This window comes from Streptomyces sp. NPDC046712, from assembly GCF_040645695.1.
GTDB lineage: Bacteria > Actinomycetota > Actinomycetes > Streptomycetales > Streptomycetaceae > Streptomyces.
In genome coordinates this window covers 238730-252010 of sequence record NZ_JBEYYW010000007.1, presented here as the reverse complement: position 1 = coordinate 252010, position 13281 = coordinate 238730, and the positions used below count along the sequence as shown (strand labels likewise).

Annotated in this window: 12 protein-coding genes and 2 pseudogenes; 4 read left to right on the top strand and 10 right to left on the bottom strand. The window is 69.0% G+C overall.

The window, feature by feature from the left end; translation table 11 throughout:
• Nucleotides 1–3: 3 nt before the first annotated feature.
• Nucleotides 4–1350: a HAMP domain-containing sensor histidine kinase gene (locus tag ABZ939_RS12655; RefSeq protein WP_361852538.1), complete on the top strand. Its 1347-nt coding sequence runs from the start codon at nt 4–6 to the stop codon at nt 1348–1350.
• A gap of 78 nt (nt 1351–1428) precedes the next feature.
• Nucleotides 1429–2751, top strand: a complete 1323-nt coding sequence (locus ABZ939_RS12650; protein ID WP_361852535.1) for a hypothetical protein — start codon at nt 1429–1431, stop codon at nt 2749–2751.
• Nucleotides 2752–2801: 50 nt separating this feature from the next.
• On the opposite strand, the gene ABZ939_RS12645 is transcribed toward ABZ939_RS12650, so the two are convergent.
• The gene (locus tag ABZ939_RS12645) at nt 2802–3308 is read right to left on the bottom strand and encodes a hypothetical protein (protein ID WP_361852532.1); all 507 of its coding nucleotides are present in this window, start codon (nt 3306–3308) and stop codon (nt 2802–2804) included.
• 87 nt (nt 3309–3395) lie between these two features.
• Nucleotides 3396–3995, bottom strand: coding sequence for an iron transporter (locus ABZ939_RS12640; RefSeq protein WP_361852529.1), 600 nt, complete (start codon nt 3993–3995; stop codon nt 3396–3398).
• 1050 nt (nt 3996–5045) lie between these two features.
• Here ABZ939_RS12640 and ABZ939_RS12635 point away from each other — a divergent pair.
• Nucleotides 5046–5486 carry a hypothetical protein gene (locus tag ABZ939_RS12635; protein ID WP_361852526.1) on the top strand — a complete coding sequence of 147 codons (441 nt, stop codon included), beginning with the start codon at nt 5046–5048 and terminating at the stop codon, nt 5484–5486.
• Between the two features lie 89 nt (nt 5487–5575).
• Here ABZ939_RS12635 and ABZ939_RS12630 read toward each other — a convergent pair whose 3' ends face one another.
• On the bottom strand, nt 5576–5860 hold the full coding sequence (locus ABZ939_RS12630; protein ID WP_361852523.1) for a hypothetical protein: 285 nt from the start codon (nt 5858–5860) through the stop codon (nt 5576–5578).
• A 141-nt stretch (nt 5861–6001) separates the two neighbouring features.
• The gene (locus ABZ939_RS12625) at nt 6002–6409 is read right to left on the bottom strand and encodes a hypothetical protein (protein WP_361852521.1); all 408 of its coding nucleotides are present in this window, start codon (nt 6407–6409) and stop codon (nt 6002–6004) included.
• Nucleotides 6410–6827: 418 nt separating this feature from the next.
• Between ABZ939_RS12625 and ABZ939_RS12620 the strand changes: the two genes are divergently transcribed.
• Nucleotides 6828–8246, top strand: coding sequence for a TerD family protein (locus ABZ939_RS12620; protein WP_361852518.1), 1419 nt, complete (start codon nt 6828–6830; stop codon nt 8244–8246).
• A 470-nt stretch (nt 8247–8716) separates the two neighbouring features.
• Here ABZ939_RS12620 and ABZ939_RS12615 read toward each other — a convergent pair whose 3' ends face one another.
• The 6 genes and pseudogenes from ABZ939_RS12615 to ABZ939_RS12590 form a co-directional block, all read right to left on the bottom strand.
• Nucleotides 8717–9328, bottom strand: coding sequence for a transposase family protein (locus ABZ939_RS12615; protein WP_361852515.1), 612 nt, complete (start codon nt 9326–9328; stop codon nt 8717–8719).
• A 212-nt stretch (nt 9329–9540) separates the two neighbouring features.
• Nucleotides 9541–10302, bottom strand: a complete 762-nt coding sequence (locus ABZ939_RS12610; RefSeq protein ID WP_361852512.1) for a hypothetical protein — start codon at nt 10300–10302, stop codon at nt 9541–9543.
• A 276-nt stretch (nt 10303–10578) separates the two neighbouring features.
• Nucleotides 10579–10992, bottom strand: coding sequence for a hypothetical protein (locus tag ABZ939_RS12605; protein WP_361852509.1), 414 nt, complete (start codon nt 10990–10992; stop codon nt 10579–10581).
• A 295-nt stretch (nt 10993–11287) separates the two neighbouring features.
• Nucleotides 11288–11471 (bottom strand): annotated as a pseudogene (locus ABZ939_RS12600) (replication initiator); the annotation flags it as partial.
• 354 nt (nt 11472–11825) lie between these two features.
• On the bottom strand, nt 11826–12452 hold the full coding sequence (locus tag ABZ939_RS12595; RefSeq protein ID WP_361852506.1) for a hypothetical protein: 627 nt from the start codon (nt 12450–12452) through the stop codon (nt 11826–11828).
• A 97-nt stretch (nt 12453–12549) separates the two neighbouring features.
• A pseudogene (locus tag ABZ939_RS12590) lies at nt 12550–13021 on the bottom strand (type I-E CRISPR-associated endonuclease Cas1); the annotation flags it as partial.
• Nucleotides 13022–13281 lie beyond the last annotated feature (260 nt).

Here is a 13281-nt window from a genome sequence, read left to right as displayed (position 1 = left end):
CCGATGGCGGCCAGGAGCGTCCGGTTCCGGTCGACGGTCGCGGCCGTCCTCGTCGTCGCGGTCGGTCTGGTGGCCGGCGCGGTGGCCCTGGTCGCCCTGCTACGGGCCGAACTGACCGACGACGTACGGCAGGCGGCCCGGGCGAGGGCCGAGCAGGTGGCCACCGTCGTCGAGGCGGGGCGCGGAGTGCCGGCACTGCCCGTGTCCGATCCCGACGAGCAGTTCGTCCAGGTCCTGGACGGCGCGGGCCGGGTGGTCGCCGCCAGCCCGAACGTCGAGGAGCTGCCCGCCCTGGCCGCCGCCGGCCGGGACGGCGAGTTCCGTATCGTCACCCCGCTGGACGAGGACGAGTTCCTGGTGGTGACGGCCGTGGCGGCGGCCCCCGGCGGCGCTGAGCAGACGGTCGTGGTCGGCCGGGCGCTCGTCGCGGTCGCGGAGGCGAGCCGCATCGTCACCGTGCTGCTGGCCGTCGGCCTGCCCCTGCTGCTCCTGCTGACCGCCGGGGCGACCTGGGCGGCGGTGGGCCGCGCCCTCGCCCCGGTCGCGGCGATCCGCTCCGAGGTCGACGCGATCTCCTCGACCGCCCTGCACCGCCGCGTCCCGCAGCCGGACTCCCGCGACGAGATCGCTCGCCTCGCCGCCACCATGAACCGAATGCTCGACCGCCTCGAACGCGCGCAGACCGCCCAGCGCCGCTTCGTCTCCGACGCCTCCCACGAGCTGCGCTCCCCCGTGGCCACCATCCGCCAGTACGCCGAACTCGCGCACGCCCACCCGGACCGCGCGCCCCTTGAGACCCTCGCACGCACCGTCCTCGCCGAGGACCTGCGGATGCAGCGGCTCGTCGACGATCTCCTTCTCCTCGCCAGGGCCGACGAGGACGCGCTGCACCCGCACCCGTCCCCCGTGGACCTGGACGACCTGGTCCTCGACGAGGCCCGCCGACTGCGCACGGAGGTGCCCGAACTGCGGATCGACACGGCCGCGGTGACTCCCGTACGGGTGGAGGCCGACGCCCAGGCCCTGCGTCGGGTGCTGCGCAATCTCGGCGAGAACGCGGCCCGGCACGCCCGCTCCCGGGTCTCCTTCGACCTCGCGCGCTCGGCCGGCGGGGAGATCGTGCTGGGGGTGGAGGACGACGGGCCGGGGGTGCCGGAGGCCGACCGGGAGCGGGTCTTCGAGAGGTTCGTACGGCTCGAGGAGGCGCGCGCCCGGTCAGGCGAGGAGGCGGGCGGGAGCGGACTCGGCCTCGCGATCGTGGCGGAGCTGGTGGCGGCGCACGGGGGTACGGCGGCGGTCGCGACGAGTCCGGGGCTTGGCGGGGCGCGGTTCGAGGTGTGCCTTCCCTGAACGGGAGTTCAGAGTGGTTCAGGGTCTCTTCAGGGCCGGGGTGCCAGCGTGAGGGGTACGAGCCCGAAGGAGGCGGTCATGAACAGGAACCTGGCGGCCGCGGTGACCGTGACCCTGGTGGCGAGCCTCGGCGCCTGCACGGCGGCGTCCCCCTCGCCCCGTACCGACTGCGTACGGATCGTGGACCCGGCCACGGGCGGGAAGACGGATCGGTGCCTGCCGCTGGCGCCCGAGAAGGACCGGGTGGACACGACCAGGCCCGTCTTCACCCATCCCACCCGGATCACCAACCCCCTCCATCCCAGCTCCGAGGTCCAGCAGGTGATCTACGACGGCCAGGTGGACGGCAAGCCGTTCCGGACCGAGTTCTCCCTGCTGCCCCCCGACGGCCGGACGATCACGGTGGACGGCGAGAAAGTGGCGGTGCGGACGCTGCAGTACGCGGCGTTCTCGGACGGGCGGATCAAGGAGGTCGCGCTCGACTGGTTCGCGCAGGCCGACGACGGTTCGGTCTGGTACCTCGGCGAAGACGTATTCAACTACGAGGACGGGGTGGTGGCCGACACCGAGGGCACCTGGATGGCGGGCCGGTCCGGCGCCCCGGCCGCGATGATCATGCCCGCGCGGCCGAGCCTCGGGGACGTGTACCGCCCCGAGAACGTGCCCGAGGTCGTCTTCGAGGAGGTCACGGTCAAGGCCGTGGACCAGAACGTCGCCGGCCCCTACGGACCGGTGGAGGGCGCGATGACGGTGAGCGAGCTGCACATGGACGGCAGCCGTGAGGAGAAGGTCTTCGCTCCGGGGTACGGGGAGTTCTCCACGGGCAGCCCGGGCGGCGACCTTGAGGCGGTGTCCCTGGCCGTCCCCACGGACGCCACGCCGGGCCCGGTGCCGGAACGGCTGACCGCGCTCTCGGACGCGGTCCGCGCGGGGGCGGTGTCCGAAGGGTCGGTGCAGAACATCCGGGCGGCCTGGGACGCGTACCGGACCTCGGACCGCGTACCTGAGCTGCTGGCCCGTCAGATGAACCGCGACCTCGACTCCCTCGCCGGCGCTGTGAAGGCCCGCGACGCCGAGCTGACGCGCGGAGCGCTCCTGCGGGTCGCCCAGAACGACCTCGACCTGCACATGCGGTACGAGCCGCTCCCGGCGGTCGAGTCGGCCCGGATGGAACTCTGGGCCCGCCAGTTGGCCGCCGACGCGCGGGCCGCCGACCAAGGCGCGGTCGCGGGCGACATCACCGCCCTCGAACTCACCTGGTCCCGCGCCCGCTCGAGCATGGCCCCGGCGGACGCCGAGCGGATCGACACCCTCCTGCGCACGCTGCGCGCGGCCGCCGACCGCCAGGACACCGCGGCCGCTGCGTACTGGGCGCCGGATCTGCTCAAGGCCCTTCGGTGAGGTAAGGGCGTCCATCGCCTCCGCGAGTGGAAGAGCCGCAGCGGATCCATTCAGGACTGGCTGTTGAGGTAGCCGATCAAGGTCGCTCCCCACCAGCCGGTCTGGCTGACAGCGGCGGCCACCCCCGACTGGACGAGGAGGCGCCGGGGCACCTCCTCGTCCTGGCACCGCTCCAGGCGCTGGCCGAGCCAGTGCGCGTACAGGCCGTTCACGGTGACGGCGAGCACGAGGCCGAGTTTCAGGAGGGTGAGCGGTGACTGCAGGTTCGGGCGGAGGAAGAGGCCGGTGACGACGAGCCCGGCGAGGCCGAGCCAGATCGGGACCTGCAGGGTGCAGGCGGTGCTGAGGATGTCGGACAGCCGACGGCGGCCGAGGAGCCACAGGACGGCGAACCAGTCGACGGCGAGGACGGATCCGAGGCCGACGATCAGCGCGGCCACGTGGAAGAAGCGGGCCGCGGTCTGCAGGGTGGCGTCGGCATGGACGTGGCCGGACATCCAGCAGGCTCCGGATATGACGGCGGAGCTCAGCACGCCCAGCGCGGCGAGCAGCCACACAGGGGTTGGGCGTACCGCCTGCTCCGATCCCTTCCGGTGAGTCCGGATCGAAGCAGCGGAAACCCGGTCGGTGACGAGTTCCATGGATCAGTTCTCGTTCTTCAGCGCCACGTTCGGGAAGGTGACGGTGACGGGCGCACTGAGCGGCGGCTTCTCGTCACTCGAACCGTGTCGCAGGAAGGTCGGAGGCTGCAGCGTGGCGCGCAGCGTGTACGTGCCCGCCTTGGGGATGGAGAAGTTGTTGGCGTAGTGGAAGAAGGTGGCGTGGTAGAAGTTCAGGTCCTGCGCCTGGATGACCTTGCCGGAGGTGTCGACGACTTCGAGCCTGATCGGCACATCGGGGACGATGCGGCCGGTTGCGGCCTCCATCGGGATGATCTCGATGTGGTGCGTCTCACCCTTGACCGGTTCGCGGTTGACGAGCTTGCCGTGGGCACCGTGCTCGCCCTGGAACCAGGGTTCGGCCGCCTCGACGATGAACCCGACGCGGTAGTCGCCGACCGTCGTCTGTCCGCCTCGCTCGGCGATCTCCTTCTCCAGCACCGAGTACTGCTCCACCACGCCGGCGGGCACGCCCTGCTGTGCGGGCGCTTTGTCGGGGGTGTCCCCCGCGGTGCTGCCGCAGGCGGTCAGGAGGAGTCCGACGGGGAGGGCGAGGAGGAGGGGGCGCAGGGCAGGTCTTGGCATGGCTGGTTTCTTTCCCATTCGGGGTTAGGTAAGCCACACCTAAGTGGTTCCTGTGTGTCCGCGTCAAGCTGTCTCACCATGCGAGCGTCACCCTCTGGCCAGGCCGCTTTGGCCCTTCGGATATGAAAGAAGGTTGAATAACCCAGCTGGTGTGGCGCCCATCGCCGATCTTTTGGGGGCGAATTTCGGCCTGCTGGCATCGATGCCGAAACCGACTGCGAACGCCAGGGGCCGGGGTGATGCGTTCCTGTGATCGAGGCGGCGGTGGTACCAGCCTCCAGCAGACCCAGCTCCGGACTACCGTCCACCATCCTCATAAAGGGCGCCGGCTGTTGAGGGGCATCGGCAGTGCTGTCCGCGGGAGCCGCGGAGTCCGCGCGCAGGGTGGTGAGCGGGCAGAGCGGCGGAAGTTTCCGGGTCACGTGGTCCGTTGCCCTGGCGTAGTCGATGCCGAAGAGGATGGCGGAGAGGGGCGACAGGGGTTCGGAGATGCCGTTCAGGATGGTGGTGGATCTGCCGACGTGTCAGGTAGTTGGAGAGCCGGCAGGTCTTCCGCGCTCCCCCGGTCTATGGGCTGTTCCGCCGCTGGCAGCGGAACGGAAGGCACGCAACTCGTGACGGTCGGCTTCGGTGAGCGCCGAGGGGTGCACGGTCAGCGCCGGCAGGTCTCGCCTTGGCCATCGGACGAGCCCGACCGTCGGTTGGCTTCGCGCTTCATTGCTCGAGGCCCTGGCCATGGCTGGGCTAGGCATCGTCGTCACGGCGGCTCTGACCTACTGGGCCACGCAGGGAGTGGAGGAGGCGACGCGAGCCATCGGCAACACGCTTGGCATGACCGTACGAACCCCCGGCCCCACTGTCCATGTCGATGTGGCACAGGGGTTCGGCAAGCAGGATGGGTACAGCTGCGACGGGAGCGGGTGGGTTTTCCCGTGGGATCCGGACAGCAAGTCTGCCAACACGCCGCCAGGGCAGGGTGAGGTACGTGGAGGGAAGACGTGGGACGAGGACCCAGCCGCCTTCGGAGGTGTCCCAGCCGGACCACTTGAAATGATCATCACGGTCAACGGCAAGTCGGACGAGGCCATTGTGCTCACGGATCTGACGTTCCATGTTGAGGAGAGGAAACCACCGCTCGCAGGCATCTACATCCCCGAGGGCCAGTGCTTGTCGGCGTCCGTCTTTCGCAGCGCGGAAGTCAAACTCAACGCGCGGCCGCCCCAGTGGAAGCCGGCCGTGGCGCGCAAGGAAGGGGAGCGGCGCGAGCCGCTGAACTTTCCCTACACAGTGACGGCTGCGGACCCAGAAATCCTGGTGGTGACAGTGGACCCGGCCGGCTGCCACTGCACGTGGTGGGCCGAGCTGGCCTGGGCGAGCGGCGATGAATCGGGCACGTCTCCCATCAAAGAGGACGGCAAGCCGTTTCAGACAACATCGGTCACCGGCCTCCCCGCGTTCGCTTGGACAGGTTCGAAGCGTGAGTCCGCATGAACGGCCTGAACCACGCCAGCGGCGGCGCGTATGCCACTGTCCTGGCGGGGGCTCCCGCCAGGACAGTGGCTACAAGGTGTCAGCGGGGTTCAGACCGTGACGAGCGTTGTCGGCGGATCTGGCAGTTCGTCCTCGAAATCGCAGGCGGCGACGGCCAGAATCCGGCGTCCCCATAGCTCCTGACGGATTTCGCGCACTGCTGTCACGACGTCCTGCGGCGCGGCACCCTCGACGGCTTCGCACTCCAGGACGGTCGGCCACAGCAGGAACGCCGCCGTGCCTCTGGGGCCATCCTCGTAGTCGTTGTGGGCGGCCACGACCGTCAGTGCGGGCAGGTTACGGTCGAAGAACTCACGAATGGACTCTGAGTACACGTGCCGTACGTAGATGGAGCAGTACGCGCACGTGTCGTCGTCATCTGATATCGATGAACGGTCCATTGTCGATATCGCTTCCCATCTTGAGGGTGGAGACGTCGACGTAGGCGTCAATCTGGGAGCCTCATTGCGCGGCTCTCACTCCTCGTCGTCGGGGAAGAAGGCGTCTCCGATCCGGAGCATCTCGGCTTGGCTCAGTTGTGGTGGCGACCATCCACGGAGGCGTGCGTGCTCGACAAATCGCGCATCCACCGGCACGTGGTATCGCTCGACGTAGTGGGCGAGGTCCGTGTGCCAGAACCACGTACCATCCGTGAGCAGATGGAGACCGTCTATCAGCTCGTTCGTCGGGCTGAGAACGTCGTAGACGGCTGATCCACTCGCGGCAAGCACCCGGCCGGCACGCAGGTAGCCCACAAGGTCCTCTTCGTGCGGATCGCCCTTGCTGCGCACGCAGGCGTGCAGGGATGGTCCGTCCGGGCGGCCGTGCTTCAACTCCCGGTACTCGCCCAGGAAGCGGTCGGCGTATATGTGCTCGCTGCTCACCGGCGCCAGGGTAGCCGCTCATACGACTTGGCCAGGCGATGCGGCGGAAGACCCGATCGCCTCGTCGAGGGGACCCTGTCCAACACTTGCCCCTGGAACGCCTGCCCCGTAGGCGGTCACTTCAGTGAAGGCGAAGGGCGCCCGGACCAAGGCCCGCCGTCGCGGCCAGGCCCGCGAGGGCTACATGCATGAGACCGTGTACTGCATGTAGAGCCCAGCCGGCGTTCGGGTGGTGAGGCACGTAGTCCGGTCCGGCATCGGCTCCTGCCCGGAGACGCGAGAAGTCTTCATATCCGGCGGCGCCGGGGTAGCTCTGCGGGAATTCATCGTGTTCCCCTTCGCAAGGCCCCGGGTGTCCGCACCCGAGGCCTTGCTTATGTCCCCCCGTCGTGCGCAAGATCCGTTCATGCTCAGGGGATTGATAAAGGGAGACAACGCCTTCGTCCCGACGGCGGCACTGCGCGTCGCCGTCCGGAACGGCGTCGACGTCGCGGCGCTGCTCGTGACGGAACAGGGCAGGGTCCGGGGGGACGCCGACATCGTGTTCGACGGCGCTCCGGCGCACCCGTCGGGCGCGGTACGGCTGTTCGCCGGCGAGGACGGCACGGTGTGCCTGGAGACAGGCCTCACCTCGGTCGAGGAGGAGATCACCCGCGTCCTCGTCGTCGCGTCGACGGAGGAGGGCGCGCTGCGGGACGTGCGCGGGCTGTCCGTGGAGGTCTTCGGGCCGGACGGCGCGACGGTCGTGGGGTACGAGGTGACCGACGCGGGCGGCGAGACGGCGATGGTCCTCGCGGAGCTGTACCGCCGGTCCGGCGGCTGGAAGTTCCGCGCGGTCGGCCAGGGGTACGTAGACGGGCTGACGGGCCTTGCGGTGGACCACGGGGTGGACGTGGACGAGGATCCGCAGGAGGTCCTGGAACGGATCCCGACGCCCGCCCCGCCCGCCACCCCGCCCGCCCCGGCCGAGGCCCAGGCCCCGCCCGCCGCCCCGGCCGAGGCCCCGGCTCAGGGCCTGCGCCTCACCCGGGACCAGATCCTGGACATGACCCCGGAGCAGATCCGGGCCCTGGCTCTGGCCCAGAAGCAGGCCAGAGCCGAGGCAGCGGACCAGGCACCCCTGACGGCGTCCTCCCCGCCCGCGCCGAAGCCCGACCCGTCGGCCTGGACGTGCGGGCCCGTCTTCAAGCCGCGCACCGTCACCGGCCGGGACAACGACGTGATCACCGTGAAGGATCTCCCGCACGGCCCCGTCATGGTCGAACTGACCCTGAAGGGGGACGGTTACACGGGTCTGTGGCCCCTCGACGAGGCCAACGCCAAGGGGCGTTATCTCGTCAGCACCACGGAGAAGGACTTCCGGGGACGGGTGATCACCTCCGTCCCCGAGCACGGGCGGCTGCGCCTGCGGCTGGAGGCGAGCGGATCCTGGCAGGTACGGATCCTGCCGCTGGCGGAGGCCCGACGCCTGTCGAAGGACCGGCTGGAGAGCTGGGGCCCCGACGTCCTGCTGCACACCGGAGGTACGGCCGACGTCACCTTCCACTACAAGGGCGACAGCAATTTCATCGGCCACCTCTACAGACTGGCGGGGCACACGGACCCCACCACGCTTCCGAAGCCCGGAGGGTCCGTTGTCAGCGAGATCGGCGCGCGCAGGGAGACCTTGCCACTGCCCGAGGGGCCGCTCCTCGTCTATCTGTCCGCGGCGGACGGCCCCTGGGACGCGCGTCTGAAGGACGTGCAGCCCCACAGCAGCGGCCAGGACGCCGACGGCCCGGCGAAGCTGCCCGATCCCCGCGGGGCACTGGGCTGGCTGCGCCGAGCGAGGCGCTGAGCGGCGCTGATCGGACAGGCCCTACGGGGGCAGCGCCCGGACGCTGCCCCCGTTCCGCCTCCGTGCGGGTTCAGGTCAAATTGGCCAGAACGGCGGCCATCCCCGTTAGCTGGCGTCCGGATGGCCCGAAGGAAGCCACTCGACGTACCAACAACAACGCCCACCGAAGCTCGTAGCGACTGCAACGCTGACCTGTGACAGCGAAGACGGACCCCTTGCCACTGAAGTTGGGCCAACGCAACTTTGCGACAACGAAGTTGGACCGACGGTGAAGTCGTCAGGTAGAGGATTCGGTGGGGGCACCTGCCCATGCAGTCGATCAGGCTGCGCTCACGGCCTTTGAGCTGGACTTTTAGCGCACGATCTGGGTGCCACCGGTCCGCGACCTGGACGGCCTGCGGGGCGCCGACGGAGGCGCCTTCGGCGAAGAAAGGCGCCCGGTCCCGGCATACGACCTCGACGCCCGACCGTTAGGCGAGCCAGGCCGCCAGGCTGGACGCCTCCCGGTCCGGCAGCAGATCGACGGGGCGCCGGGTCTCGATGTCGATGAGGACAGTGCCGTAGTGGCGGCCCTTGCGGGTGGCGTACTCGTCGACGCAGACCACCCGCGGCGCGGGTATCTCGGGTTCGGGAAGATCGTCCACCAGCCGGAGCACCGTGCTGCGGCTGACGGACACCCCGAGAACGCGGGCGATGCGGGCCCCGGCGCGGCCCGCGAGGGCCAGGCCGACTGCGGCCAGGGTGGAACGCAACCGCTCGGTCCGCTGACTGTGCCGGCGTGTCAGGCCCGGCACCTCCTCGACGAAGGTACGGCGTGCGCAGCCCGAGTTCCCGCAGGTGAACCGACGGACCCTCAACTGGAGAACAACACTTCGGCCACCGCTCGGCACATCAGCGGGAAACCGCAGGTAGGCACCATGAACCCGGTTCGACCAGACTCCGCAGACCGGGCACACGGCACCGTCCGCCACAGATTGCGCATCAACGCGCGCTATCTCGATATTCACGTCCACCGACAGCACCGCGACGTCCGCGATCGACGGGAACAACAACTCCTTGAGCAGGAGCACAACCTCTTCCACGGCCCCGAACTGTCAGCCCAATCGCCGAGCCGACGGGCCATTTTCGGACGACTTCGCGTACGGCTCGAAAAGGTCCAGCTGTCACTCAGAGTGGCCACGTCACAGAAGTTGAGCCAGAACCTTCATTGGCTCTGCCGCAGATCTTGTGAGGCGGTCGGCCTGGGCCCACGTGCCTAGGCGGGTGGAGAGTGAGCACCGCGCGGTTCGGTGGATCAGTAGCGGTGGCCGGGCCAGTGCGGGTCTTCCCAGCGGTCGGGTCCGGTGACGCCGAGCAGCCGTATCCGGTGAAGCAGATCCTCGGATGCGCCATGGGCACGGAGCCGGGCGGGCGCGTGGCGGACAAGCCAGGCAGTCAGCTCGGCGCGCATCGCTTCCTCGTTCTCCCAAGCGGACCAGGGAAGTTGGTCACCGAGCAGGTCGTACTCCCAGTGTTCAGCCGCCTCGACCAGATGTCCGTCTGCGACAGGGTCACTCAGCGCTTCCCAGGCGTCGAGCCACGGGCTCAGCGTGCCCGTCGCCTCGGCAGTCAGGACAAGGAGGTCGTGCGCTGACACGGTGGGATTCGGATCGGTGAGCGCGTACGCCCACCATGCCTGCAGGAACTCCTCCACTGCGGCGGCCTGCTCGGCAGGCCACTCTTTCCAGTTGCCTAGAGCGAACGCAAGCCCGACCCGTTCCATGCCGAAGACGGATTTGACGAGGCCGCTGACGAGGGCCGAGGCGAACTGGGGCAGGATCCGGCGCAACACGGATGCGTGATCGCTCCAGTCGATGGCCTGCCATGTGCGCCGCAGAAGATCGGAGTCCAGCTCCGCATCCGCAACCTTCAGCTGCGCGAGGTCCCCCGCGCTGCCCCAGTGACACTCGCAGTTGGACTCGTCGGGGTGAGCGGTCATCCCGCGGAAGGTGACGGCCAGGCCGTCCAGTGCGGCATCGAGACGATGGCGTGCGCGGGCCTGATCGAGGTTCGTCACGGATGTTCGCCTTCAGGGACTCCGGGAGCTTGCGCCAGCCGAAGATCACTAACTTACCGGTTCAGGGCCCCCGCTGCCATCAGCATGACGACCTCTCGGCTCCGCAGTGCCCGCGATCACCCAGAGGCAGGTCACGAGATCAGCGACAGACCCCATTCATCCGTCGGGTGACTGGGCACGTTCATGTGTACGCCGACACCAGCATGTCTTCAGTTCCCACAGTCGGCGAACGCGGCCGAGTCGGCCGCGTGTCTCCTGGCAAAACGATCGGCGGCGCTACAAGCCCTCGGGGCTACCCCGGCGGGCGGTCCACCACTCCGTGAGGACCTTGGCCTTGTCGTCGAAGCCGCGGTCCAGGAAGGACATCGGCGCACGCAGCGGTATCCGGCGTCCGCCGGACACGTGCACGGCGACCGTCCGGATCCCGACGGTCTTCCGGATCTCCACGCCGATGATGTCCCGCCACGCGATCTCGCGGCGCCCGTCCCCGCGCAGGACGAGGAAGTCGTCGTTGAGCTCGACGCGGTAGTGAGGAGGCAGGGCCGGAACGACCACGCTCGCGACTATGGCCACTGAAAGGCACGACCTCAGCTCCGCTGCCGTCATGTGCCCGCCGGTGGCCTCCACGAGGAGGTAGGCCAGAGCGGTGCCGCAGAGAAAGCTGCCCAGAAGTAGGGCGATGGACTGCACCGCCCCCAGCTTGAAGGCCGGTACTGGTCCATCAGGACGAGCGAGCAAGGGGCCCGCATAGGCGTTCATGTTGATCACAATCTCGAAAGTTGTTCGGCGGTGGAAGGACGCCGAACGTGAAAGGTACAGCTGCGCGGACGGGGACCGCGCCCGTCGTGGGCCCGGAACCCGCGATACGGCCAGGTGCTGTCCGGTTGCTCCAATCGGAGGGCCGAGCCAATGTAACTGCATTGGCCGGCGAAAGGCCCCCGGCCCCCGCTCCCCCGACTACCGCCCGGCGCAGATACGAGGACGGGACGCGAGACTGCTCGCGGGCGGCGTTCTGCGTCAGGCCAGCACGGCGGGCGACCTCTCGGCGGAGGTTGATCGTGAAGTACCTCCATCCACAGCTCGGATGCACCGCCGTTCCCCAACACAGCGACTGCATAGTCGTACGTGTCCGAGTCGAGCGCGGTACCGAGTTCGGGCGCGTCCGCTGGCTGCGCGACGTCGTGCTCCGCTCCGACGACATCGACCGGCTCCACGTGTTCTCCAACGACTACGACCAGGCAGGCGCCCGCACCTTCGCCTGCCTGCTCTACTCATTCGATCGCCAGCCGTCGCCCTGTTCTGGTGGCGCTTCGCCGCCGGCGCAGGCAGCACTCCGCTTCCTCTACCTCCCCGGTGACCTCGTCATCCGATAGCCCCGCGCCACCCGGTCCTGGCTCCTCCTCGGAGCCGGGACCGGACAGAGGCAGAACAGCGAGAACCACGGCGGGCAGCACACCTATCAGTCCCGCTCTGGCCGGGCGAAGGGTTCCACCATCCCGGCGCCTGCGGCGGGGGCGTTCGGGTCACGCGTGCGGCTGCCGGGCGGGCAGGGCGTGCGCGAGGAGAAACTCGGTCGCTCCCGCGATGGCCTCGGCGTAGGTGCTGTGGACGGGTTCGGACTCATTCTCCTGCTGGTCTGCGGCGGTGGCGGTGTACCACCAGGCGTCGGCGTCGGCATCGTGGTGCACGACGGCGGTACCACCTGCGTAGTGGAGCGGGATGGACTCGCTGGTGGATTGCTTGACTACGGCGTGGGGCCACTTGAGACGGGCGGACTGACGCTTGATACCGCCCCAGGCGGCACCGAGCTGGGCGTAGTTCGCTCCGCTGCGGCCGGCGACGGTGGCGGCGCTCTCCGCCAACCGGTCGACGGACTGCTTGGCTTCGTACAGAGCCCGCAGAAGTGCCAGTTGCACATCGGGCGCTGCCATGAGCACGGGGTCAAAGGACTTGTCGGCGACGCGGTAGGCCAGCGCGCGGGTCGAGATCCGTTCAGCCAGGGCGCGGACCGCGTCGTGGACTCTCTCGTCCATGGTGAACGTGTCCTCCTGGGTGGGCTCGCTCCAGGGGGGCTCCACCAGGTTCGAGAAGGTGGTCCAGAAGTTCTCGTCGTTCTTGTCGGGAGTCGGGATCCCAGCCACATCAGTCATGCGACAAGTCTACCTGTCGAATGGTCGATGCGACAGGAATATCTGTCGCTACCAGCCTGGTGCCGAAGTTGCCGGGGATGTACCTGCGGCCGCGTCAGGGGACTCCGGTGCGAGCTGCCTATGCCCGGTAGCAGTCCTTCACACGGCTGCCCTCGCGGCCGAGGAGTTCACGCGCGTCAGGTCTGCCGGGTCTTCGTCAGGGAACCTGAGCCGGTACATGGCGCGTGCGACGGCGGGACGTGAGCGCGCGTTGGCCCTATGGACCGCCTGTGCTTCGGCCAGGCCCGAGGGCCGGGTCAAGGCACCGCCCCCGGCGTAGTAGCGCACCCCCGGCTCGCCCACCCACGCGGCTGCGGCGCCGGTCTCTCAAAGGACGCTCGTCGCCTGATGAGTGATGCGAGTGTCCGGGCCGAGGAGCAGGGTGCCGATGGTTGCCGACGGGAAGTGGGTGGTGCGGTCGGCGTCGGGGGCTGTGAGGGCGTTGGCATCCGGTGGACCGTGCAGCGCCGCTCGCCTGTGCGGGTGAGGTCGCACGGGATGAGTGCCGTGCGTTGCGAGACTCTCGTCAACGGGCCCCACCTGGCAGGGGAGCCAGTGTCATCCAGCCGCAGCCGTACTTTTGCTTTGCCGCGACCGGAGGTGAGGCCGTGACGGATGCGCGGACGGCCCTCGAAGGTGACGGTGACCAGGCTGACCGCCCCCTGTGGGGCTGGCCGTTGGCCTGGGACTTGTTGAACGCCTGGGAGTAGTGGTCTCGGACGGTCAGTTCGTATCGGTCTCCGTGGTGTTCGTGCTTCTGGTGTGTCGTTCCGGCGGGCAACAGCCGTTT

Excerpts from the sequence above, each read along its gene's own strand:
- ABZ939_RS12655 (WP_361852538.1), top strand. The coding sequence starts at position 4 with ATGGCGGCCAGGAGCGTCCGGTTCCGGTCGACGGTCGCGGCCGTCCTC.
- ABZ939_RS12650 (WP_361852535.1), top strand. The coding sequence starts at position 1,429 with ATGAACAGGAACCTGGCGGCCGCGGTGACCGTGACCCTGGTGGCGAGC.
- ABZ939_RS12640 (WP_361852529.1), bottom strand. The coding sequence starts at position 3,995 with ATGCCAAGACCTGCCCTGCGCCCCCTCCTCCTCGCCCTCCCCGTCGGA.
- ABZ939_RS12635 (WP_361852526.1), top strand. The coding sequence starts at position 5,046 with ATGATCATCACGGTCAACGGCAAGTCGGACGAGGCCATTGTGCTCACG.
- ABZ939_RS12595 (WP_361852506.1), bottom strand. The coding sequence starts at position 12,452 with ATGACTGATGTGGCTGGGATCCCGACTCCCGACAAGAACGACGAGAAC.